17 protein-coding genes are annotated in these 22962 nt (G+C 59.9%); 8 read left to right on the plus strand and 9 right to left on the minus strand.

Going from position 1 to position 22962, the window contains the following annotated elements; all coding sequences use genetic code 11:
• Positions 1–120: 120 nt before the first annotated feature.
• Positions 121–3858: a sensor domain-containing protein gene (locus KTN04_RS10185; protein ID WP_217335125.1), complete on the plus strand. Its 3738-nt coding sequence runs from the start codon at positions 121–123 to the stop codon at positions 3856–3858.
• Between the two features lie 10 nt (positions 3859–3868).
• Here KTN04_RS10185 and KTN04_RS10190 read toward each other — a convergent pair whose 3' ends face one another.
• On the minus strand, positions 3869–4819 hold the full coding sequence (locus tag KTN04_RS10190; RefSeq protein ID WP_217335126.1) for a 2-hydroxyacid dehydrogenase: 951 nt from the start codon (positions 4817–4819) through the stop codon (positions 3869–3871).
• 214 nt (positions 4820–5033) lie between these two features.
• Here KTN04_RS10190 and alaC point away from each other — a divergent pair, with 214 nt between their 5' ends.
• The 6 genes from alaC to KTN04_RS10220 all read left to right on the plus strand — a co-directional run bounded on the left by alaC (position 5034) and on the right by KTN04_RS10220 (position 12181).
• On the plus strand, positions 5034–6263 hold the full coding sequence (gene alaC, locus KTN04_RS10195) for an alanine transaminase (protein WP_217335127.1): 1230 nt from the start codon (positions 5034–5036) through the stop codon (positions 6261–6263).
• Between the two features lie 91 nt (positions 6264–6354).
• Complete coding sequence (locus KTN04_RS10200; protein ID WP_217335128.1) at positions 6355–7761, plus strand: hypothetical protein; 1407 nt, start codon at positions 6355–6357, stop codon at positions 7759–7761.
• A gap of 13 nt (positions 7762–7774) precedes the next feature.
• Positions 7775–8383 carry a GDSL-type esterase/lipase family protein gene (locus KTN04_RS10205; RefSeq protein WP_217335129.1) on the plus strand — a complete coding sequence of 203 codons (609 nt, stop codon included), beginning with the start codon at positions 7775–7777 and terminating at the stop codon, positions 8381–8383.
• Positions 8383–8964, plus strand: a complete 582-nt coding sequence (locus tag KTN04_RS10210) for a uracil-DNA glycosylase family protein (RefSeq protein WP_217335130.1) — start codon at positions 8383–8385, stop codon at positions 8962–8964. Before KTN04_RS10205 ends, KTN04_RS10210 begins: the two co-directional genes overlap by 1 nt.
• A gap of 74 nt (positions 8965–9038) precedes the next feature.
• Positions 9039–11900 (plus strand): RNA polymerase-associated protein RapA, encoded by a 2862-nt coding sequence (gene rapA / locus KTN04_RS10215; RefSeq protein WP_217335131.1) that lies wholly within the window; start codon positions 9039–9041, stop codon positions 11898–11900.
• An 83-nt stretch (positions 11901–11983) separates the two neighbouring features.
• Positions 11984–12181, plus strand: coding sequence for a YjfB family protein (locus KTN04_RS10220; RefSeq protein WP_217335132.1), 198 nt, complete (start codon positions 11984–11986; stop codon positions 12179–12181).
• A gap of 216 nt (positions 12182–12397) precedes the next feature.
• On the opposite strand, the gene KTN04_RS10225 is transcribed toward KTN04_RS10220, so the two are convergent.
• The 3 genes from KTN04_RS10225 to leuA all read right to left on the minus strand — a co-directional run bounded on the left by KTN04_RS10225 (position 12398) and on the right by leuA (position 17564).
• Positions 12398–12571, minus strand: a complete 174-nt coding sequence (locus tag KTN04_RS10225) for a hypothetical protein (RefSeq protein WP_217335133.1) — start codon at positions 12569–12571, stop codon at positions 12398–12400.
• A 100-nt stretch (positions 12572–12671) separates the two neighbouring features.
• Positions 12672–15641, minus strand: coding sequence for a transporter substrate-binding domain-containing diguanylate cyclase (locus tag KTN04_RS10230; protein ID WP_217335134.1), 2970 nt, complete (start codon positions 15639–15641; stop codon positions 12672–12674).
• Positions 15642–15866: 225 nt separating this feature from the next.
• Positions 15867–17564, minus strand: coding sequence for a 2-isopropylmalate synthase (gene leuA / locus KTN04_RS10235; protein WP_217335135.1), 1698 nt, complete (start codon positions 17562–17564; stop codon positions 15867–15869).
• Between the two features lie 226 nt (positions 17565–17790).
• Here leuA and KTN04_RS10240 point away from each other — a divergent pair, with 226 nt between their 5' ends.
• Positions 17791–18279 (plus strand): Lrp/AsnC family transcriptional regulator, encoded by a 489-nt coding sequence (locus KTN04_RS10240; protein WP_217335136.1) that lies wholly within the window; start codon positions 17791–17793, stop codon positions 18277–18279.
• 1 nt (position 18280) lies between these two features.
• On the opposite strand, the gene KTN04_RS10245 is transcribed toward KTN04_RS10240, so the two are convergent.
• The 5 genes from KTN04_RS10245 to KTN04_RS10265 form a co-directional block, all read right to left on the minus strand.
• Positions 18281–19141, minus strand: a complete 861-nt coding sequence (locus tag KTN04_RS10245) for a LysR substrate-binding domain-containing protein (RefSeq protein ID WP_217335137.1) — start codon at positions 19139–19141, stop codon at positions 18281–18283.
• A gap of 258 nt (positions 19142–19399) precedes the next feature.
• Complete coding sequence (gene chrA, locus KTN04_RS10250; protein ID WP_217335138.1) at positions 19400–20590, minus strand: chromate efflux transporter; 1191 nt, start codon at positions 20588–20590, stop codon at positions 19400–19402.
• A 101-nt stretch (positions 20591–20691) separates the two neighbouring features.
• Positions 20692–21291 carry an NAD(P)H:quinone oxidoreductase gene (gene wrbA, locus KTN04_RS10255; protein WP_217335139.1) on the minus strand — a complete coding sequence of 200 codons (600 nt, stop codon included), beginning with the start codon at positions 21289–21291 and terminating at the stop codon, positions 20692–20694.
• A 16-nt stretch (positions 21292–21307) separates the two neighbouring features.
• Positions 21308–22291, minus strand: coding sequence for a glutathione S-transferase family protein (locus KTN04_RS10260; RefSeq protein ID WP_217335140.1), 984 nt, complete (start codon positions 22289–22291; stop codon positions 21308–21310).
• A 42-nt stretch (positions 22292–22333) separates the two neighbouring features.
• Positions 22334–22780, minus strand: coding sequence for a DoxX family protein (locus KTN04_RS10265; RefSeq protein WP_217335141.1), 447 nt, complete (start codon positions 22778–22780; stop codon positions 22334–22336).
• Positions 22781–22962 lie beyond the last annotated feature (182 nt).

Consider the following 22962-nt stretch of genomic DNA (forward strand, 5'->3'; position numbering starts at 1 on the left):
ACGCATCGCCAAATCGGCTTAGGCAGTATTTCCGGTATGGGTAAACTCCGTTTGCATTCCCCCGGCCAGGTGTCACAGGCACCTGGTCGCATTTGGTTGGACCCGATTTCATGCACACGCATGCCGAGCAAGGGCAAGGTCCCGGGCCTGAGGTGGCTAAGGCCTGTTCGCCTGCTGGCGATGGCCGCGTTGTTGCTGACGGGGGCGGTGTCACCGGCGCTTGCCAGCAATAATGTGTTGGATCAAGCGCCGTCCTTTGCCACGATCTTTGAAGGCTTCGATGTTCCGCTTCTGATCATTGATCCAAAAGACGGCCGCATTGTTCAAGCTAACACCGCCTCGGCCGGGTTCTACGGCTACTCGGTGTCGCAGCTGCAGCGCATGCATATTCAGGACATCAATACCTTCACGGCAGAACAGGTGGCGGCTGAACGTCAACTGGCGCAGGTGGAAGGGCGCAACTATTTCATCTTTCGTCATCAGTTGGCAAACGGCGAGCTGCGCACCGTTGAGGTGCAATCGCGCCCCTATGTGTTCGGTAACCGCAGGCTACTGTTGTCCCAAGTCCACGATATCTCCGGTCAGCGCCAGGGTGAGCAGGGGTTATGGCACTACCAGAACCGACTGGAACAGATGGTGGACCAGCAGGTGGGTGAGATCGAGCGCACGCAGCAGTTTCAGGTCTGGATACTGGGTGGGGCCACCCTGACCCAAGCGTTGGTGATTGCGCTGCTGGTGCGCAATATACGCCGCCGCCGTCAGTTGGAGCGCGAACGCACGCAGCACAATAAGGCGCTGCAGCTGAGCCGCATCCGACTGCAAGATGCTCAGCGTATTGCACATATCGGCAGCTGGGAATTGGATCACCAGCACTACAGCTGGTCCTGTACCGAAGAGATGAACCGTATCCTGGGCTTCTCGGCGGATGCGGCGGATATTTCCTACCGCAAGGCGCTGAGCCGCATCCACCCGGATGATTGCAACCGAGTATCACGGCAGTTCGCTCGCTCGCTGGAGGCACGTGATTCGTACGATATCCGGCACCGCCTACTGTTGCCGAATGGGCAGGTCAAGCATGTACATGTATTGGCCGAGCATCAGTATGACGAGGCGGGCGCTGCCCGGATGACCGTGGGGACCGTTCAGGACATTACGGCCAAACACCTGACGGATGCCGCCCTACAGGCGCTGGCGACCGAGTTTGCGACGTTGTCAGGACGTGATTTCTACCGTGCGGTTTGCCGCCATTTGATCGAATCACTGGGGCTTGAGTACGCCTTCGTGGGACGGATGGAAGACAACGGCGAGCAGGTGGAGGTGCTGGGTGGCTGGACCACATCGGGTGCTATGGCGCCGTTCAGCTATCACCTTGCAGGCACGCCTTGTGCCGAGCTGGTAGAACACGGTCACTGCATCTATCAGCAGGGCATTCAGGAGCTGTATCCGGATGATGGGCTGTTGGTTGATATGGGGGTAAATGCCTATATTGGCAGCGTGCTGTGTGATAAGCGACAGCAGCCCATCGGCGTGCTGGTGGCGCTGGGGCAGCAGCCGCTGTATCAGACCGCACTGGCACGCGGGCTATTGCAGCTGTTTGTGGATCGGGTCAGTGCCGAGATGCAACGGACCCGGGCTGAGGAGATGATCGATCAGATCGACCGCTACCGCCAGATTGTACTGCGCTTTTCCAGTCGCTTTATCAACCTGCCGTTGGATGAGGTGGACGGGGCCATCGAGTCGGCGATGCAGGAGATTAGCCAGTTCATTGGTGCCGACCGCTGTTATCTGTTCGATTACGATCATGATCAGGGCATGGCGATGATCACGCACCAGTGGTGTCGCACGGACCGCAATCTGGTGGTGCAAAGCGAGCCCACGGCGCTGGATGTGTTTGCGGACTGGGCGGTGCGCTTGAATGCCGGTGAGCCGGTCATCATTGATGATGTTGATGAATTGCCGCCCTCCAAGCTGTCGACACATCTGCAACGGCTGTCGGTCAAGAGCCTGCTCGATATTCCGTTGATGATGAACGGTCGCTGCGTGGGTGTGATCGGGGTTGACTCATCCGCACAGACTCACCACTTTGGTCCGCAAACAGCCGAGATGCTGAGCCTGTTTGCCGATCTGCTGGTCAGCCTGCGTCAACGGCGCGACAATGAAAGCCAGCTGCGTCTGTCCGCCAGCGTGTTTGCCCATGCCAACGAGGGCATCATGATCATGGACCTGGAAGGCAACATCATCAGTGTCAATGATGCCTTCACGCGTACCACCGGGTATCCGGCGGACGAGGTGTTGGGGCGTAATGCAGCCTTGCTCAACAGCGAAGGTGATCTCAGTCACCAGGTGCAATGGCAGGCATTGCAGCGTGATGGCCATTGGAGCGGGGAGGTCTGGAACCGGCACAAGGAAGGTGATTTCTATGCCGTGCTGCAGAAAATCAATGCCTTTGATGATGAGCGCGGCCAGCGCAAGGGTTATGTCTGTTTGCTATCTGACATCACGACCCTCAAGCACCAGCAGCGCCAGCTGGAGCGAATCGCGCACTACGATGCCCTGACCGGATTGCCTAATCGAACCCTACTGGCCGATCGCATGCAGCAGGCCATGGTGCAGGCCAGTCGCCACCGCACCAGCATCGCCATCCTGTTCATTGACTTGGACGGTTTTAAGGCCATCAACGACAGTTACAGCCATGCAGTCGGTGATCGTCTTCTGGTGCAGGTTGCGCGGCGGATGCAGCAGGGCCTGCGTGAGCAGGATACCTTGGCACGGCTGGGCGGCGACGAATTCGTCGCCGTGCTGATGGATCTCGAACACCGTGATGCCAGCCTGTCGGTGGTCGAACGTCTGCGCCAGGCCGCAGCCGATCCGGTGCTGATCGATGGGCGTGAGCTGTCCGTCTCGGCCAGTATCGGTGTTGCCTTCTATCCACAGCAGGAGGTTCTGGATGCGGATCAACTGCTGCGCCAAGCGGACCAAGCGATGTACCAGGCCAAGCAGTCGGGCAAAAACCGCTATCACCTGTTCGATGTTGAGCGAGACCTGGCAGTGCGTCATCATCATGACCACCTGGAGCGCGTGCGCCATGGTCTCGAGCGGCACGAGTTCGTCCTGCACTATCAGCCCAAAGTGAACATGCGCACCGGGCAAGTGGTTGGCTGTGAGGCGCTGATTCGTTGGCAGCACCCGGCTGAAGGCCTGCTGCCACCGGCTGCTTTTCTGCCCCATATCGAAAACCATCCGTTGTCGGCGGCGCTGGGGGACTGGGTGTTGCGGACCGCCATGGACCAGGCAGCGCACTGGCGCATCCGGGGGCTGTGCCTGCCGGTCAGCATCAATATCGACGCCATACACCTGCAGCAGAGTGATTTTGTCGAACGGTTGCGGCATGAGCTGGCGCAGCGTCCGGCACTTCAACCGGGCGATATCGAGCTGGAAATACTGGAAACCACGGCGCTGGAAGATGTGGTGCAGGTGTCAGCGCTCATTCGCGAATGCCAGCAGCTGGGGGTTTCCTTCTCGCTGGATGATTTTGGCACCGGCTATTCATCCCTGACCTATCTCAAGCAGCTGCCGGTCGAGGTGTTGAAAATCGACCGCAGCTTTGTGCGTGACATGCTCGAAGATGAAGACGATCTGGCGATTCTGAATGGTGTCATTCGCCTGGCCGGTGCCTTCCGGCGCAAGGTCATTGCCGAGGGTGTCGAAACGGACGCGCACGCCCGGGCCCTGCTGGAGCTGGGTTGTGACTGGGGTCAGGGGTATGCCATTGCCCGTCCCATGCCAGCAGAGGCCTTTGATGAATGGCAGGCAAACTGGCGGCAGGCCCATGAAGAGCGGTTTGCCGCACTGACCTGAAACCGACGACTCAGTTAACCTGGCGCACCGGCTGGCCCTGCTGCCAGCTGCGTATGTTGTCGGCGGTCTGGGTGATAATGGTCTGCCGGGCTTGGACACTGCCCCAGGCAGAATGCGGAGTCACGATCAGGTTGGGAATACCGGCATCCAGCAGGATGTTGCCGTGACGGGGGGGTTCCTCACTGAGCACATCCGTGGCAGCGCCGCCGAGCCTGCCGTCGCAAAGCGCCTCCTTGAGCGCGGCCTCGTTGACGATGCCGCCGCGTGCGGTATTAATCAGGAAGGCGCCCGGTTTCATTTTGGCCAGTGCACCGGCATCAATCAGATTGCGGGTTTGCTCGGTGAGCGGGCAGTGCAGGCTGACCACATCGGACTGTGTCAGCAGCTGGTTCAGGGACACTCGACCTTCGGGTACCGCATCAGTGCCGGGGCGCGCGGCCACCAGCACGTTCATGCCGAAACAGCGTGCCAGACGCGCTACCTCCTGCCCCAAGGCACCATAGCCGATGATGCCCAGCGTACGCCCGTTCAGTTCCAGGATGGGGTAGTCCAGCAGGCAGAACGAGCTGGCCCGGTTCCAGTCACCGTTTTTAACCGCTCTGTCATAGTCCAGCAGCCGCGTATGCAGTGCCAGCATCAGCCCCAGCACGTGCTGGGCCACTGAATGTATGCCATAGCCCTGAGCATTGCAGACGCCAATGCCGTTGGCGGAGGCTGCTGCCAGGTCGATATTGTTGACCCCGGTGGCAACCACGCAGATCAGCTTCAGGTCGCTGGCCGCGGCGATGCATTGTGCATCCAGCACGGCCTTGTTGGTAATGACGACGTCAAAGCCCGCGATGCGATCGGCCAGCTGTTCGGGGGCCGTGTGCGGGTAACAGACCAACTCGTCTACACAGTCGGAAAGTGGTGACAGATCCAGGTCATCCAGTGTCTGGGTATCAAGAAATACGGCGCGCATGCTTGCTCCTTGGGGGCACGGGTTCAGGGTGACAGGGGCATTATAACCGGTGTGATCACGTCAGCGCGCCTGCGCCGAGTCCGCCCCTGTCGTGCGCTTGTACAGCAGGGGCTGGTGCTGCCACACGTTTGGGAGTAATCTCGAAACACGGCCATGAGCACATGGTCGGCGTCGCTCGGACGGTTCCGGGCGCTGACGTTTTTTCGAGGTTTTCATGACAGACAATACCGGTGTGCGTCCCGTACGCCATTTTTCCCGTATCGATCGCCTGCCACCCTATGTATTCAACATTACCGCCGAGTTGAAAATGGCGGCCCGTCGCCGTGGCGAAGACATCATCGATTTCAGCATGGGCAACCCGGACGGCGCCACGCCGCCGCATATCGTCGACAAGCTCTGTGCCGTGGCGCAGCGCGACGATACACACGGTTATTCCACTTCACGCGGTATCCCGCGCCTGCGTCGTGCCATTTCGCGCTGGTACCAGGATCGTTACGAAGTGGAAATCGATCCCGAAACCGAAGCCATCGTTACCATCGGTTCCAAGGAAGGGCTGGCGCATCTGATGCTGGCGACCCTGGATCATGGCGATACCGTGCTGGTGCCGAACCCGAGTTACCCGATCCATATCTACGGTGCCGTGATTGCCGGTGCCCAGGTACGCTCGGTACCGTTGATTCCGGGCGTGGATTTCTTTGTCGAGCTGGAGCGGGCGATCCGCGAGGCCATTCCCAAGCCGAAAATGATCATCATCGGGTTTCCGTCCAACCCCACGGCCCAGTGTGTCGAGCTGGATTTCTTCGAGCGCGTGGTAGCGCTGGCCAAGCAGCACGACATCATCGTGGTACATGACCTGGCCTACGCCGATATCGTGTATGACGGCTGGAAGGCGCCCTCAATCATGCAGGTGCCGGGCGCCAAGGATGTAGCGGTGGAATTTTTCACGCTCTCCAAGAGCTATAACATGGCGGGCTGGCGCATCGGCTTCATGGTCGGCAACCCCGAATTGGTGCATGCACTGGCGCGGATCAAGAGTTACCACGATTACGGTACCTTTACCCCACTGCAAGTCGCGGCGATCGCCGCACTGGAAGGTGATCAGCAGTGCGTGCGCGATATCGCCGAGCAGTACCGGCAGCGCCGCAACGTGTTGGTGAAGGGCCTGCACGAGGCTGGCTGGATGGTTGATAATCCCAAGGCTTCGATGTATGTCTGGGCCAAAATTCCCGATGCCTATGCCGAGCTGGGGTCGCTGGAGTTTGCCAAGAAACTGCTGGCTGAAGCCAAGGTGTGTGTTTCACCCGGCATCGGTTTCGGTGACTATGGCGATGACTACGTGCGCTTTGCCTTGATCGAGAACAAGGACCGCATCCGCCAGGCGGTGCGAGGCATCAAGTCCATGTTCCGGCAGGATGGGTTGCTGCCGGTTACCGGCAAGGCGTGATATTCGTAATAAAAAACCGCTGCCTGACAGCGGTTTTTTGTGTCAGGCTATTGTCATTCAGAGAATAGTCGCAAAAGGTGCATGCCCGGTGATGGAGCAGGACTGGCCGGTCAACAAGGACTGGCAAAAGGGACAGAGCCGTCCCGAACAGGTGAATCTGCGTTTCTACTCGGTCCTGCTGTCAACGCTGGTATATCTGGGCGTGATGGCCGTAATCAATATCACTCAATGGCCGGCCATTGCCGCAGCCATTGAGGACCTCATTGCCTCCGGCTATAGCCGTTTTGATCCCTTGCTGGTGTTGCCGGGCATGTTGTTGCTGGGGCTGCCGAGTCTGCCGCGCATGTCGCAGGCGTTTGTCCGCTGGCGCCGCCAGCGCAGTCTGGTCATGACGCTGGACCCGGTGCCGGCGGCGCTGGATGGCGAGCTGGGCGGGCGGTTGATTCTGCCGCTGAACCTGTCTGTCGACAGTCCAGTGAAGGTGACCCTCAACTGCATGCGCCGTGTGGTGACCAAGGGGAACAATGCCGGTGTACGTGACGAGCTGCTGTGGCAAACCCCTGCGGTGGTCCGGCAAATGCCGTCGGTCAAGGGAACGCGTATCGAATTTTGCGCCTCGCTCTGCACACATCAGCCGCCCAGCCGTTTCGAGCAGGGCAGGCGTACCAGCTGGTGGGCGGTGCATGTTGAAGTGCCCGGTGGTGAGTTGGATGCAACCTTTGCGGTGCCGGTCAGTGCCACGGCCGACAGACAAACCTCCGAGTTTCGCTTCAGTGAGCGCGCGCGGCAGCAGCACGTGGCACAAGTGGCTCAGACACCGGTCAGTTCCTGGCAGCAGGCAGCCGTGGATGATAATGCGATGAGCATCAATTTCCCGGCCGGTCGCAGCGGCAAGGCGGCCTGGGTACTGATGCTGATGGGGCTGGTGTTTACCGGGGTTGCCGGGTTCATGGCGTGGAATGTCTGGTCCGAGCTCGGCGCAGCACGTACCCGTTATTTTGCGGTAATGGTTCAGGGCATGATTATGTTGGGCTTTGGCCTGTTCGGACCGGGCATGCTGCTGGGTGGACTGTACATGCAGCTCAACCGGCTTAAGCTGGACGCCAACGCGCAGGCACTGCTCATGACCCGCCGTTTTCTGGGATTCAGCAGCCGGCGGTCAGTGGCGGTTGCCGATATCGACGGGCTGGCGGAACGTGTTGTCGGGCGCATGGGGCAGGGCGTCGAGTCTGAACTGGATTACGCCATCGATGCCTACTTGCACAACGGGCAGCGGGTGCGACTGGCCGATGGGGTTCAAGGTCAGGTCGAAATTGAACAGCTGATGGAAGGGTTGCGTCAGGTTACCGGCATCAGCCATCGCCCGGACCCGAATGAATACCGGTTGCAGCGGAGCATACCACCCACCTGGGTGCTGTGGCTGCCGGTGGTGCTTAAGTCCAGCGGCGCTTTGGTGTTTGTCCTGGCGGTGCTGGCGTTTATGGCGGATTTCTGGTGATGGGAGCAACGTGATGCGCAAACGGATAATGAACGTCCTGGTGGTGTTGGCGGTAGTGCTGCTGCAGGGCTGCAGTGACAGTCGCTTGCCGCCATTGGCGGATGACGCGGTGATTCTGGCCTTTGGTGACAGCCTGACTGTCGGGGTCGGGAGTACCGAGGATAACAGCTATCCGGCGGTGCTGGGCCGTCTCAGTGGTCGTCAGGTGGTGTCGGCGGGGGTCTCCGGTGAGGTTTCGGCTCAGGGGCGTCAGCGCCTGTCGCAGGTGCTGGCGCAGGTCAAGCCGGATCTGCTGGTGCTGTTGCATGGCGGTAATGACATCCTGCGCAACCGTTCGGCGGCCGAATTGCAGGACAATCTCGAAGCCATGATCAAGATGGCGCATGATGTGGATGTACCCGTGGTGCTGCTGGGCGTACCGGAGAAAAAGCTGTTCTCGGATGCCGCGCCTCTGTATTTCGAACTGGCCGAACGCCATGATCTGGTCTTTATTGAAGATTTGTTGTCTGGCCTGTTGCGGGATTCCAGCATGAAATCGGACGCGGTGCACCTCAATGCTCAGGGCTACCGTGCATTGGCACGGGGGATCCATGCACGGCTGCAGGCAGAAGGCGCGCTCTGATGCCCCTGTCGGAACTGCTGCAGGAGATCCGTGCCTGCCGGCGTTGCGCCGAGCATTTGCCTCTGGGGCCGCGCCCGGTGGTGCAGGCGGCGGCCGGTGCACGGCTGCTGATCGTCGGGCAGGCACCTGGATTGAAGGTACATCAAACCGGTATTCCCTTTAATGACGCCAGTGGCGATCGCCTGCGTGACTGGCTGGGTATGAGCCGGGAAGCGTTCTACAACCCGGAGCAGGTCGCCATTGTGCCCATGGGATTCTGTTATCCGGGGCGTGGTCGCGCCGGTGACAATCCGCCGCGGCCCGAATGCGCACCGGCCTGGCGGCAACCGCTGCTTGATCTGCTGCCTGACATTGAGCTGACGTTGCTGGTCGGGCGTTATGCCCAGGAATGGCATCTGGGCAAGGGCGTTAGCCTGACAGAGCGGGTCCGGCATTGGCGTGATCTGCCCCCGAACATCATCCCGCTGCCGCACCCGAGTCCGCGCAACAACCTCTGGCTGCGTCGCAACCCCTGGTTTGAGCAGGAACTCTTGCCCGAGCTCAAGGCACGAATTGCATCATTTCGGGCTCAATATGCATAACAGGCCGCGTAAGGCTTTGAGTCTTGGAGGCTTAACGCCTAAAATTGCCGCCCTGAATTTAGGGGAGTCACATTTTGTCACAAGCGCCATTCGTACCCGGACAACGTTGGATCAGTAACAGCGAAGCCGAGCTGGGGCTCGGAATCGTGGTTGAATATGCAAACCGTCGTGTTGAAATCCGCTTTCCGGCGGCCGAGGAAACACGCACCTATGCCGCCGACAACGCACCCTTGAGCCGGGTGGCGTATGAGCCGGGCGATCGGATCTGCAATCTGCTCGGTGATGAAATGGAGGTGGTTGAGCGTTTCGAGCACAACCAGTGCTTCATTTACAGTTGTGTGGATCCCGAAGGTGCAGAGGTGATTCTGCCCGAACTGGAACTGGACAGTGCCGTTCATTTCAGCAAACCCCAGGAGCGCCTGTTTGCCGGTCAGATCGACCGCAACGGCCTGTTCAAGCTGCGAGTGGCCACGCTGGAGCATCAGCACCGCCTGCATGCCTCTGACGCCTATGGTCTGCTGGGCGCGCGCGTCCAGTTGCTGCCACATCAGTTCTATATTGCCGGTGAGCTGAGCAGTCGCATGGCACCACGTGCCCTGCTGGCGGATGAAGTCGGCCTTGGCAAGACCATCGAAGCCGGTCTGGTGCTGCATCAGCGCCTGATCAGCGGTCGTGCCCGCCGGGTTTTGGTGGTGGTGCCCGACACACTGGTGCATCAGTGGCTGGTCGAAATGCTGCGCCGCTTCAACCTGATGTTCACTTTGCTGGATGAAACACGCTGTGCCGAAATCGAGGCCAGTGGCCAGGACAACCCCTTTGAAAGCAGTCAGTTGGTGATTTGCCCGCTGTCACTGCTGACCCGTTCTGAAGCGCGCCAAGTTCAGGCCGAGGCTGCCGGCTGGGATATCATGGTGGTGGATGAAGCCCACCACCTGGGCTGGAGCGTCGAGGCACCCAGCCATGCTTACTTGTGTATTGAAGCGCTGGCACAGAAAACCCCGGGCGTCCTGCTGCTGACCGCCACGCCGGAGCAGCTGGGACCGGAGGGGCACTTTGCCCGTTTGCGCCTGCTTGATCCGGCGCGCTACCCCGATCTGCAGCAGTTCCTCGATGAAGAACATGTCTACCTGCAGCTGAACAACCTGATCGAGCCTTTGTTGGGCGAGCAGGGCTGTGATGTTCTGCGGACCGATATACATCTGCAGCAGGCACTGGCAGAGCGCTTGGGCGATGACGCGGTACAGCGCTGGCTGCAGCAGGATGCAGCGGCTCAGCCCGATGCCCTGGATGGCCTGGTGCGTCAGCTGATCGACCGTCAGGGCACCGGCCGCGTCCTGTTCCGCAACACGCGTGATACCGTCGCCGGTTTCCCGCAGCGACAGCTGCAGGCCGCGTACCTGGAGATGCCGCCGGAGCTGGCGCTGTTCGATGAAGAGGTGGCACCCGAAGCCTGGCTACACCCGGAAAAGATCATGGGAGCCGACTGGATCGACGCCGATACCCGTGTGGAGTGGCTGGTCGAGTGGCTCAAGTCTAACCGCAATGAAAAGGTGCTGGTGATCTGTGCCCACGCCGAAACGGCGGTGGCGCTGGAAGACCAGCTGAATCTGCGCGAAGGCGTGCGTTCGGCGGTTTTCCATGAAGGCATGAGCCTGGTCAACCGTGACCGCGCCGCCGCCTATTTTGCCGAGGAGGAGCTGGGTGCCCAGGTGCTGGTGTGTTCCGAAATCGGCAGTGAAGGGCGCAACTTCCAGTTTGCCCATCACCTGGTGCTGTTCGATCTGCCACTGACACCGGACCTGCTGGAGCAGCGTATCGGGCGTCTGGACCGCATTGGGCAGCGTGAAGATATTCAGATTCATGTACCGGTCTATGAGGGCGGCACGGCGTCAGCGCTGTTGCGCTGGTATGACGAGGGGTTGGACGCGTTCAGCCGCGTCTGTGCCGTTGGCGATGCGCTTTATCGCCGCTTTGCGCCACAGTTGCTACAGGCTTTGCAGGCACCGGAGGACAGCGAGGCGCTGGGTGCTCTGATCAACGAGACACGCCAGGCCCGCGAAAGTCTGGAGCTGGACCTGTCGCGCGGACGGGATCGTCTGTTGGAGATCAGCAGCTGCCATCCGCAGCGAGCGGCCGCCCTGCTGGACGAAGTGGCCTCTAGCGAAAGCAGCGAGCAGCTGCAGGCATTTGCCGAAAAGCTGTTCGACCGATTTGGAGTGGATACCCAGCCGCATGGTCCGGACGGCCTGGTGCTGCATCCCGGTGAGCACATGCTGTGTCAGCTGCCTGGCCTGCCGGAAGAGGGGCTGACCCTGACCTTCAATCGCGAACGTGCGCTGTCCCGCGAAGATATCCAGTTCATGAGCTGGGAACACCCGTTGCTGACCGGCACCATGGAGCTGATCAGCAGTGGCGAGCTGGGCAACTGTACCGTGTGTACTTTGAAACTGCCGCCGCTGCAGGCCGGCACACTGTTGCTTGAGCTGGTCTACGAGCTGCGCTGCACGGCACCGCGCTATCTGCAGCTGGAACGCTACCTGCCTACCGGCAGCGTGCGCATGCTGGTGGATCCCGAAGGTCGGGACCTGGCCGGGGCGCTGGGCCATGAGCCACTGAACCAGGTCTTGCAGACGGTGAGCCGCGCCACCGGGCAGAAGATGGTGCGTCTGGCACGGGAGCAGATTACCCAACAGCTCAAGTCGGCCGAGGGCCGTGTGGGTGCGCAGCTGGACAAGCTGCGCGCTCAGGCGCGTGAACAGCTGCGGCAGCAGCGCAGCGAAGAGTACGAGCGTTTGGCGGCGCTGGCAAAGGTCAATTCGATGATCCGGCAGGAAGAGCTGGACGCACTGCAGGCGGACACCGAACAGATGCAGTCGGCCATGGATAGCATGGAGCTGAAACTGGACGCTATCCGTGTCATTCTGGTGCGTGAGTAAGTCATTATGCCTGACCGGCGTCATGGCAAGGGCGTCGGTTGGGCGTAAAATGGACAGTTGTTTCCATTTCCGGAGGTTCCAGCATGGATATTGCGGCCATGAGTACGGGCATGAGCCAGTTGCAGACGCAGAGCGAGCACGCGGTCAAGGCCAGCAACCTGGTCAAGGATCATATGGAAATGGTCGGTGAACAGGTAATGCAGTTGATTGATAGCGTGGCGCCGGTCGCGGCACCCGATCCTTCCAGCCCGCTGGGGCACAGCATTGATATTCGGGTCTGAACGCGGGCCTGTATCGCTGAAACGAAAAAAGACGCCTTTGGGCGTCTTTCTCGTTTGGTCAGTCCAGACTTACTTGGCGGACTTCAGCAATTTCTTCAGCTTCTTCACCTTGCTCTGGTGCTTGGCGATTTTAGCCTTGCGTGCCTTGATCAGTTTTTTGACTTCTTTCTGTTTCAGCTGCTTGGACATGTTGATGTCTCCAGTCGGTTGGTCGAATTAATTTGATGCCGTGTCATGCGCTTCAATGAATCCCCGGATGAAGCGGCGTATTTCGCGCGCTGCACTGGTATCCAATTCGTCGCACAACGCGACAAAACGGTCACGCTCTTCATCGTTGATGCGGATGACGAGCTGGCTGTTTTTTGCTTTGCTCTTTTTTTTGCCACTCATATGGCGCCTCCGAACAGGGATGACCAAAGCGTAAAGCAAAAACCTGCATGTATATATAGTGTATATACATTGTAGAGGCTAGCAGCTGTAGCCGGGCGGGTCAAACCGGGCGTGCGTACCTGGCCTGCCTGGCGGTTGGCAGAGTATCATTCTGCAGGCAGACGCGATCACGTCCGTCATGCTTGGCCTGATACAGCGCCTGATCGGCTCGTCGACACAGGCTTGAATAGGTATCGCCCGCTGTCCATGTGGCGACACCGATACTGGCTGTACATTGGCCCACCCCGGCAAACCGGTGTTGGCGTATGGTCTGCAACAGTTGTTTGGCCAGCGCCGCGGCTGTCGCCAGGTCCGTCTGTGGGCAGATCAGCATGAACTCTTCGCCACCCCAGCGGGCAATGATGTCATGTTCGCGGCTACTGCCTTTGAGGATGGCGGCAAAGTCGGTCAGGACAACATCTCCCTGCTCATGGCCAAAGGTGTCATTGACGTGCTTGAAGTGGTCGATGTCGACCAGCATCAGGCTAAAGGTGTAGGCGGCATCTTCCTGCGCCAGCAACTCTTGCTGTTCGAAGGCGCGCTCCAGATAAAGACGGTTCTTCAGCCGGGTCAGTCGGTCCGTCGTGGACAGCTGTTCCAGCATCCGGTTTTTGATCTTGAGCTCTTCATGGGCCGTCATCAGCTGGTTGCGGCTGTCCTGTATGCGGGCATTGAGACGAGCCAGCTTGCGGTTCCAGAGTAGAATCAGCGTCACCAGCAGCAGCGTTGCCACGGCCGCCTGGGTGATCAGGCGGTAGTCGGGAGGCTCGGCCAGAATCGGCACCTGTAGCCAGCGTGAGGTTATGGTTTCGAACCGTTCGGGTCCGATGGACTGGATCGCCTTGTTGACGATCTGCAGCAATACAGCCTCGTCGCTGCGGGTGGCCAGAACAGCTGGATAGGTCGGTTCCAGTTCACCGGAAATCTTGATGTCGCTGTGGTGGCCGGTCACGATAGCCCGACTGATGACGGGCAGGGTATCGACCAGGCCAAAGGCTTCACCGGCTGCCACGGCTGTCATGGCCGCATCGATATTCGGGTAGGGGCGCAGGTGCAGTTCGGGATGGTGGCGTTCCAGGTGAACCTGTACATGGCTGCCATCGGTTACGGCCAGGCGGTTCGTCTGCAGCTGCAAGAAGTTGCGTACGTACACTTCGTCCAGGCCTGTCGCAATCACCAGGGCGCTGTTCAGCAAGGGTTGGCTGAGGCTCACGGCCGGATCATCAAAGCCGGGCGGGGTGCGTGAAATGAGATCGCAATCACCGCGTTTGAGCAGCCTCAGGGCCTGGCGAAAATTGTCCACGCTGACCAGGCGTACACTGAGGCCGGCATTATGACGTATGACGTCCAGCAGTTCGGCAAATGCGCCGATATGATTGCCGCTGCTTTGGGTAATGTCTTCATACGGCAGTCGCTGCCGCGTCACGCAGATACGGATGGCGGCACGGGATTCCATCCAGGCTAGTTCTTGCCCCGTCAGATGGAGGAAATTGCTGGCCTGAGAGCCCTTGCCGGTCCACTTTTGCAGAATCTGGCGCTTCTCCTGCTCGGTCAGGCTGTCCATCGCCTTCTGCAGAACCTGCTTCAGCAGCGGTTTGCTGCGGGTAATGCCCAGGCGCAACGACAGAGGTTCGCTCGCAATCACCTGATGGGGGGCGGAGCCGGCGACGCCGGGAATGCCGTATTTCTGCAGCAGGTGCTCGGCAACGCGCATGATTTCAATGGTGACTTCATCGGTGCCGGTGCTGACCCGCATCAGAGCCTCAAGGCTGTCGTTTGCCGGTTCCACCTGAAAGGTGTCCTGGGTTGCGAGCTGCTCATAGGTATAAAACCCTTTAGGTAGCACCAGCGGGCGTGCCTTGAGGTCTGCAACGGAAGCAATCGGGGGGCTATCTGCTCGACGAAAGATACCCTGTGCCAAGCGCAGGTAGGGTGTCGTGAAATGCATGTAGCGCTCGCGCTGCTGACTATGCACGATGTTGGTCATGACATCCAGCTCGCCACGGCGCAGCATTTCAAGATAGTCGTTCCAACTGTGACCGGTCACAAACTCGACCCGGAGCCCCACCCGTTGTGCCAACAGCCGGATGAAGTCCACCGAATGCCCGACCGGCTGGCCATCTTCATGAAAGCTGAAGGGTTCGAACGTGGCTTCGTTGTGTACTCGAATCACTGGATGCGTGCGAACGAATTCCCGCTCTTCGGAAGTCAGTGCTGCTGTTTGCTGACGTTCGATCAGCGCATTGGAACGCGTACCGACCCAGCGGTTGATCAGTGCTTGCCATTCCTGCTCGGTAATGCTGTCCAGCCCCTTTTGCAGTAATGACTGGATAGCTGGCCGATCGGTTCTGACCCCGAAGCGAAGATCTTCCCGGCCCACGGCATCGAGGCGAAATTCGCCCGCCACCTTGATGTTGGTGTAGGCATTTTGGGTGGCGTAATGGTAGCCTGACGTCAGGTTCTGAATGGCGGCATCAATCTCGCCAAAGGCCAGAGCGCGGGTCAGGCTTTCGTAATCGTCATACTCGCTGATGCGAATATCCTGGCGCTTGCGCAGTTCGCGAATATAAAAGATGTTGCGCAGCACGCCCACGTGACGGCCCGAGAGATCGGCCGGTCCCTGGTACTCGCCAAAGCGCTTGTCGGTAAACACGACGGTCGGGATTTCGAAGTAGGGTGTCGTGTAGAGAATGAACGAGGTGCGCTCGGGCTTGAAGGAAACATCGGCAATGGCATCGACCTGTTTTTGGCGCAGTCCTTCAAGGTTATCTCCCCATTCACCTATCCGTGCCTTCAAGCGCGCCCCGGTCTTGTGTTCGAGCAGCCGCAACAGATCGGCGACGAACCCCTTGTGTGTACCGTCTTCGACATAGGAAAAGGGCACGAAATCATACATGACGGCGACATGAACGGGGTCCGGCTCGTCCACCAGGGCTTGCTCTGCCGGGGAGAGCGCCAGGGCGGTAGCAGCCGCCGGCATCAGTAGTTGAAGCAGGAGCAGTGCCGAGCAGAAAAGGCGTGCAATTGTCACGAGTACGTCCCTGTGCGATGAGCGATAGAGCGGCGGTAGGGCGGCTGGCAAGGCCTGCCGGGAAAATATTCTGTCCCGTTAAGATTAGTTCAGTTTTTATGCAGGTGCTAAATCGGAATTGTCACGCAGGTGTAGAGCGGGCACTGCCATGAACACAGGCCGAGTACCATCGGCAAAGCAGGGAATTGCGGGCACCGAGGGAGAGAGTGCCCGCACAGGAAGGGGTCAGGCGTTGGCGGTTGCAGCCGAGGTAGCGATGTGGGTGGCCTTGCCGGAGCGGTTCAGGCCTGAAACAACCGCCTTCAACGAGGCGCTGACAGTATCGGCATCGACAGCCATGCCGCTGACACGCTGGCCATCGACGTTGAGCTGCACGTAGGCCGCTGCAGCCACATCCGAACCTTCGCCCATGGCGTGTTCAGCGTAGTCCACCACATGGATGCTGCAGCCGGTGCGCACCTGCCAGGCATCGATAAAGGCTGCCATGGCACCTTTGCCTTGGCCTTCGATGCAGACGCGTTCGCCATCAACATGAATGTCGGCCGACAGGGTCTCGGCATTGTCGCTGCGCTCGATGCGGTAGCCAGCCAGATCCACGGGGGTCTGATCCTGCACAAAGGTGTTGATCAGCAGATCATGGATGACCTGGCTGTCCAGCTCGCCGCCCTGCTGTTCGGACACTTTCTGCACCATCGGTGCCAGCTCCAGCTGCAGCCAGCGCGGGATGCTAATGCCAAAGTCGCGCTCCAGCAGGAAGGTCATGCCGCCCTTGCCGGACTGGCTGTTGACACGAATCACCGCCTGGTAATCACGGCCCAGGTCGGTCGGGTCGATGGGCAGGTAGGCCACCTGCCAGGGCTCGTCATCCTGCTGCTGCTTCAGTGATTTGCGAATGGCATCCTGATGGCTGCCGGAGAAGGCGGTGTAGACCAGTTCACCAATCCAGGGGTGGCGCGGGTGGATCGGCAGGCCGGTGCATTCGGTGCAGGTCTGGATGATCTCGTCCGGGTTGGACAGATCCAGCTGCGGATCAACGCCCTGGCTGTAGAGGTTGATTGCCAGGGTGACGATATCCATGTTGCCGGTACGCTCGCCGTTGCCCAGCAAGGTGCCTTCGACACGGTCGGCACCGGCCATCAACGCCAGTTCGGCCGATGCTACGGCACCGCCACGGTCGTTGTGGGTATGTACCGAGATGATGGCGCTGTCACGGCGGCTCAAATGCTGGCAGAAGTATTCCACCTGATCGGCGAAGTGGCTTGCCGGACCCACTTCAACCGTGGTCGGCAGGTTGAGGATACAGCGTTTTGCCGGCGTCGGCTGCCACACATCCATCACCGCTTCACAGACGTCAACGGCGTATTCCACTTCGGTGCTGGTAAAACTCTCCGGCGAGTATTCGAAAGTCCAATCGGTTTCCGGGTACTGATCGGCATACTGCTTGACCCAGCCGGCCCCGCGGACGGCGATTGCCTTGATCTCATCCTGGCTCATGCCGAAGACACGCTCGCGCTGGATACGAGAGGTGGAGTTGTACACGTGTACCACCGCCTGCTTGACGCCTTTCAGCGCCTCAAACGTTTTGGCGATCAGTTCTTCACGGGCCTGTACCAGCACCTGAATGCGCACATCATCGGGGATCTGGTTCTCTTCGATCAACCAGCGGGTAAAATCGTAATCCGGCTGACTGGCCGACGGGAAGCCAACTTCAATCTCCTTGATGCCGAGCTTGACCAGCAAGTGCCACAGGCGCTGTTTCTGGGCCACGTTCATCGGCTCCAGCAGGGCCTGGTTACCATCACGCAGGTCGACACTGGCCCAGATCGGGGCTTCGGTCACCTGACGATCGGGCCAGGTACGGGTAAAGCCGGTGACGGGTTCGACCGGCTGATATTTGCGATGGTTGAAGTTGGCGCTTGCCATGGTATTGCTCTCCATTGTTGTGGGGGGGACCGCTGAGTCGAACCCTGGGTAAGGGTTGTCACCGCCGTCAGTTGCCTGGGTAAGGCAGCCTGGCGTCTCCAGCGGGCCTTAACCTTTACGATGGGGATATGGTAAGACAAAGCCGCTGATGCATGATTGCTAAATTGCCATTGATTTGGGTATTTTTGGCAATATAAATCACCTATTAATTTATTTGAGCAATATTATGCCGCAACAGAGTGAAAAGCCGACGTTGGATCGTTATGATCATGCCATTCTCGATATTCTGCAGCGTCAGGGGCGCATCAGTAACCAGGAGCTGGCCGATCGCATCGGCCTGTCGCCGTCACCCTGTCTGCGGCGGGTTAAGGCACTGGAGGAAAATGGCCTGATTACCGGTTATCGGGCATTGGTGGATGCCAAACGGCTGGGGCTGAACCTGATGGTGCTGCTGCACATCTCCATGGATCGCCATACCCCGGAGCGGTTCGAAAACTTTGAACGCGAGATTGCCAAGCTGCCGCAGGTGCTCGAATGTCTGATCATTACCGGCCAGGATGCGGATTACCAGCTGCGCGTGCTGGTGGAAGACATGGATGCTTATCACGACTTGCTGTTGCACAAGATTACCCGCATTGCCGGCGTGACCGGGGTTCATTCCAGCTTTGTGCTGCGCCGGGTCATGGAGCGTGGCGTCGCCACGGACGCACGCTAGCCTACCAGGCCTGCAGGGGCTCGTGACGAATCAACTGTGCCAACGGCTCACAGCCGGCACGATGGGGGCGGTAGCGCAGCTCGATATAGACCGGCGGCAGTTCGGGCAGGCCCAGGCGGGAGCCGATACTTTCCAGGCCTTCAGCCAGTGCGCCCTGAGTTCGCACGGTCACGCCCAGCTCGGCACGTACGGCCGCCATCAGGCTGGTAAAGCTGGTAGTGGAATACAGGGTACGCCAGCTGATATCGGTGGCATCCAGTGCCTGTAGCGTGGCTTCGCGAAACAGGCAGGGCACATTCAACAGTACCAGCGGCAGCGGTTGATTGCGTGACCACTGATAGCCGCTGGCGCCAATCCAGACCAATGGCTCGTACCCTAGCAGTTCGCCCTTTATCTGGCTGCGATCACGACGCAGTATCAGCGCCAGGTCGTAAGCGTCGTTGTCATAGTCCTCACAGACACTGTTGCTGTAGTCGGTTTGCACATTCAGCCGTATGCCCGGGTTGTGGCGCTTGAAACGCGCCAGAATCGATGGCAACAGGCTCTCGGTCAGCGACAAAGAAACGCCGATACGCAACTCGCCCTCGGTACTTTGTTCGGTGATGGCGGCCAGCGCATCCTCCTGCAGGCTCAGCATCTGGCGGGCATAACCGAGCATGGTTTCGCCGGTTGGCGTCAGCACACGCTTGCGTCCTTCACTGCGAAACAAGGCCACGCCCAGCTCTTGCTCCAGGCGTCTCACCTGCTGGCTGATGGTGGATTGTGTTTTGTGCAGGCGCTCGGCAGCCCGAATGAAGCCGCCTTCATCCACAACGGTGGTAAAGGTACGCAGCAGTTCGGTACTCAGGTTGGGTTGAGTCACGGCGATTCCATCACGAATAACGATTGGAATGATCAGAATTAATCGTTATTCATAATATAACTGCAGGGCTAGGCTGTCATCAGGTTAACGGAAAGGAGCTGATCATGATTGCCAGTCTCAACAGCAGCGGGCGCAAGATCCGGCGTCATGCGGATGGCAGCTTGCACATGGATCACTACCACCGGCGCTGTCGGGCGTTGCGCGCACTGGCGTTGAGGCGCCTGATGCAGCGTATCGTGCAGGGCCTGAGCGCCATCGTTAAAGCAGGACCGCCCCGCCCAGAGCCGACAGCGGCACCAGCAGCCAGACCGGCACGCGCCAAACCTGTAGCGCACTCCATGCCAGCAGGACCCATGCGGCATCCAGTGGGGTCGTGACGGTGCCGGTCCACACCGGGGTATACAGCGCGGCCAGCAGCAATCCGACCACAGCGGCATTGATGCCGGTCAGTGCAGCCCGGGCCTGCGTGTTACGGCGCAGTGATTGCCAGAACGGCAGCGCACCCCCGACCAGCAGAAAGGAGGGCGCGAAAATGGCGAGCAGCGCCACTAGGCCGCCGCTCCAGCCGGGCAGTTGTTGCATGGCGGTGCCGAGGTAGGCGGCCAGCGTAAACAACGGACCGGGTACGGCCTGTGCGGCGCCATAACCGGCCAGGAACAGGTCTTCGCTGATGTGGCCCGGCAGCACGGTTTCCGCCTGCAGCAGCGGCAGCACTACATGACCACCGCCAAACACCAGTGAGCCGGACCGGTAAAACAGATCGATCAGCGACAGTGCCGGGTGTTGCCACATGCTGGCCAGCAGCGGCAGCCCCACCAGCAGCAATATGAACAGCGCCAGCAGGCCCACAGCCGTTAACCGGGATACCGGCAGTGACAGTGAGGCGTCGGTGGGGGCAGCGGTTCCCTTGAAGAGAACCAGCCCCGCGCCGGCGGCCAACAGCAGGATCAGCGGTTGCAGCCAGACACTGGGTGCCAGCAGCATGGCGATGGCCGCCAGGCTCATCAGGGTCAGCGCGCGCCCGCCGCGACAGGTATGATGTCCCATCCCCCACAGAGCCTGGATGACGACCGCGACCGCGACCAGTTTCAAGCCGTGAACCACACCTTCAGGCACCTGGGCGGCAGGGCTCATGACGCCGTAAGCGACCAGTATTAACGCCAGCGCGGATGGCAGCGTAAAACCGCACCAGGCCGCCAGGGCCCCTCGGAACCCTGCGCGCGACAGTCCCAGTGCCAGTCCGACCTGACTGCTGGCCGGCCCCGGCAGAAACTGGCACAGCGCGACCAGATCAGCATAGTGGTCCTCGCTCAGCCAGCGGCGCCGGTGGACGAACTCGTCACGGAAATAGCCCAGATGCGCCACCGGGCCGCCAAAGCTGGTCAGGCCCAGACGCAGAAAAATCAGCAGAATCGCGAGAAATGAACGGTCGTGTGAGGGATGAGACATGATTCGGGCAACAACTGCAAAAGCCCGAGAGTGTAACCGGTGATCGATTGCAGTTGTATGACGCCAGGCCCCGACGCGTGCAAGGCCTGGCGGGGCCGGGCTCAGGTGCTGAGCTTGGCGGCAATGCGTGCCACATGGGCGCCCTGAAAGCGCGCCATGGTCAGTTCCTGTTCGGATGGCGTGCGTGATCCATCGGCGCCGGCAAGTGTGGCGGCGCCCAGTGGCGAACCGCCATGTGCGGCGCTGATGTCGGTCATCTCCGGCAGCGCATAGGGCATGCCGACCACTACCATGCCGTGGTGGAACAGGGTCGTGTGGAAGGACTGGACGGTGGTTTCATTGCCGCCCCCGGTGCCGGTACTGGTGAAGACGCTGCCGACCTTGCCGATCAGCGCGCCCTTGGCCCAGAGACCTCCGGTCTGATCCAGAAAGTTGCGCATCTGGCTGGCCATATTGCCGAAGCGGGTGGGTGTGCCGAAAATGATGGCGTCGTAGTCGGCCAGTTCAGCGGGCACTGCCAGTGGTGCGGCTTGATCCAGCTTCACCCCGGCATTGCGCGCCGTCTCTTCCGGCATCAGTTCGGGCACGCGCTTGATGACGACCTCGGTGCCGTCGACGTCGGCGGCGCCTTCTGCGATGGCCTCGGCCAGCGTTTCAATATGGCCATAGGATGAATAGTACAGTACCAGTAGTTTGCTCATCGGTTTCTCCTTGCGGTTATTGACTCAAATGCTGACGTTCGTGGGGACTGGAGAGATCCAGTTCAGGCCCGGCCGGCACGATGCCGGTCGGGTTGATGGTGGCGTGACTACGGTAGTAGTGGCCCTTGATATGTGCCATGTCGACGGTCTCGGCAATACCGGGCCACTGGTACAGTTCGCGTACGTATCCCCAGAGGTGCGGATAGTCGACGATACGCCTGAGGTTGCACTTGAAATGACCGTGGTACACGGCATCGAAGCGAATCAGCGTGGTAAACAGGCGCCAGTCCGCCTCGGTCACCCGATCGCCCAGCAGATAGCGCCGACGGCTCAAGCGCGTTTCCAGCGCGTCCAAGGCTTCGAACAGCGGATACACCGCCTGTTCATAGGCATCCTGGCGGGTGGCAAAGCCGGCCTTGTAAACACCGTTGTTGATGCGGTCGTAGATCTCGCCGTTCAGGGTATCGATCTCGCTGCGCAGCAGGGGCGGGTAGTAATCGCCCGCGCGGGCGCCGAGGGCGTCAAACGCCGAATTCAGCATGCGAAGGATGTCGGCGGATTCGTTGCTGACAATGGTTTGGCGCTCGCGGTCCCAGAGTACCGGCACCGTTACCCGACCGCTGTAGTGCGGATCGGCCTTGAGGTATAGCTGATACAGGAATTCCAGTCCGTACAGGTCATCACCGGTGGCACCGGGCTCATCTGCAAAGCTCCAGCCGTTTTCACCCATGTAGCTGTTGACCACGGATACGCCGATCTGGCTGTCCAGTCCTTTCAGGCGGCGCATGATCAGAGTGCGGTGCGCCCAGGGGCAGGCCAGCGACACGTACAGGTGGTAGCGACCGGCTTCGGCCTTGAAGCCTCCTTCGCCGCTGGGTCCGGCATCGCCATCCGCCGTAATCCAGTTGCGAAACTGCGCGGTCGAGCGTTCAAAGCGCCCCTGAGTCGTCTTGGTGTCGTACCACTGGTCATGCCAGCGGCCATCAATCAACAGGCCCATGTTGTGCTCCTTGTATGCGTAAGTGGGGGGCTATGCCAGGGGTTATCCCTGGCGCGGGCTCAACAGTCGGTCCGCCGACAGGGCGCCGCCGCCGCTGAACATCAGTGAGGCAGAAATGGCCAGCAGGGCCAGGCCGAATTCATAGCCGTTATTGCTCATGAACAGGCCGTTATCGATATGCACGGCGAAAATGGCCACCAGCATGGCAAAAGCCAGTGCCGCCGCCGCTGGGCGAACCAGCAGGCCGACCAGCAGTGCCAGACCGCCGAAAAATTCGGCACTGCCCGCCAGCAGCGCCATCAGGTAACCGGGCTCGAGGCCGATGGATGCCATCCACTGCCCGGTGCCCTCCAGGCCATAGCCGCCAAAGGCGCCAAAGAGCTTTTGCGCACCGTGTGCAATGAAAATGATGCCGGCAGGGATGCGCAGCAGCAGGGGGGCGAAGCTGTCGGATGTTGTCATCAGGCGTGACAAAAGTGCATTTTTCATAAGTATCTCCGGGCGCGATTCATCAGAACCAAGTTGTTTTGTTGGGTTCACTATAGTCAGCCCCTGGTGGATGAAACACGGCGTCAGGCCGTGTCGATTGATCAGGTTTTTAGATATGAAATGGTGGTCATGATCGGAAGCAGATCTGTATTCGACAAAAAGCTGTTGATTCATACAGTATT

The sequence above is a fragment of the Marinobacterium weihaiense genome (assembly GCF_019061305.1).
Taxonomy (GTDB): Bacteria; Pseudomonadota; Gammaproteobacteria; order Pseudomonadales; family Balneatricaceae; genus Marinobacterium; species Marinobacterium weihaiense.

Coding starts and splice junctions, on each gene's coding strand:
- KTN04_RS10185 (WP_217335125.1), top strand. CDS start 121: ATGCCGAGCAAGGGCAAGGTCCCGGGCCTGAGGTGGCTAAGGCCTGTT.
- KTN04_RS10190 (WP_217335126.1), bottom strand. CDS start 4,819: ATGCGCGCCGTATTTCTTGATACCCAGACACTGGATGACCTGGATCTG.
- alaC (WP_217335127.1), top strand. CDS start 5,034: ATGACAGACAATACCGGTGTGCGTCCCGTACGCCATTTTTCCCGTATC.
- KTN04_RS10200 (WP_217335128.1), top strand. CDS start 6,355: ATGGAGCAGGACTGGCCGGTCAACAAGGACTGGCAAAAGGGACAGAGC.
- KTN04_RS10205 (WP_217335129.1), top strand. CDS start 7,775: ATGCGCAAACGGATAATGAACGTCCTGGTGGTGTTGGCGGTAGTGCTG.
- KTN04_RS10210 (WP_217335130.1), top strand. CDS start 8,383: ATGCCCCTGTCGGAACTGCTGCAGGAGATCCGTGCCTGCCGGCGTTGC.
- KTN04_RS10220 (WP_217335132.1), top strand. CDS start 11,984: ATGGATATTGCGGCCATGAGTACGGGCATGAGCCAGTTGCAGACGCAG.
- KTN04_RS10225 (WP_217335133.1), bottom strand. CDS start 12,571: ATGAGTGGCAAAAAAAAGAGCAAAGCAAAAAACAGCCAGCTCGTCATC.
- leuA (WP_217335135.1), bottom strand. CDS start 17,564: ATGGCAAGCGCCAACTTCAACCATCGCAAATATCAGCCGGTCGAACCC.
- KTN04_RS10240 (WP_217335136.1), top strand. CDS start 17,791: ATGCCGCAACAGAGTGAAAAGCCGACGTTGGATCGTTATGATCATGCC.
- chrA (WP_217335138.1), bottom strand. CDS start 20,590: ATGTCTCATCCCTCACACGACCGTTCATTTCTCGCGATTCTGCTGATT.
- wrbA (WP_217335139.1), bottom strand. CDS start 21,291: ATGAGCAAACTACTGGTACTGTACTATTCATCCTATGGCCATATTGAA.
- KTN04_RS10260 (WP_217335140.1), bottom strand. CDS start 22,291: ATGGGCCTGTTGATTGATGGCCGCTGGCATGACCAGTGGTACGACACC.
- KTN04_RS10265 (WP_217335141.1), bottom strand. CDS start 22,780: ATGAAAAATGCACTTTTGTCACGCCTGATGACAACATCCGACAGCTTC.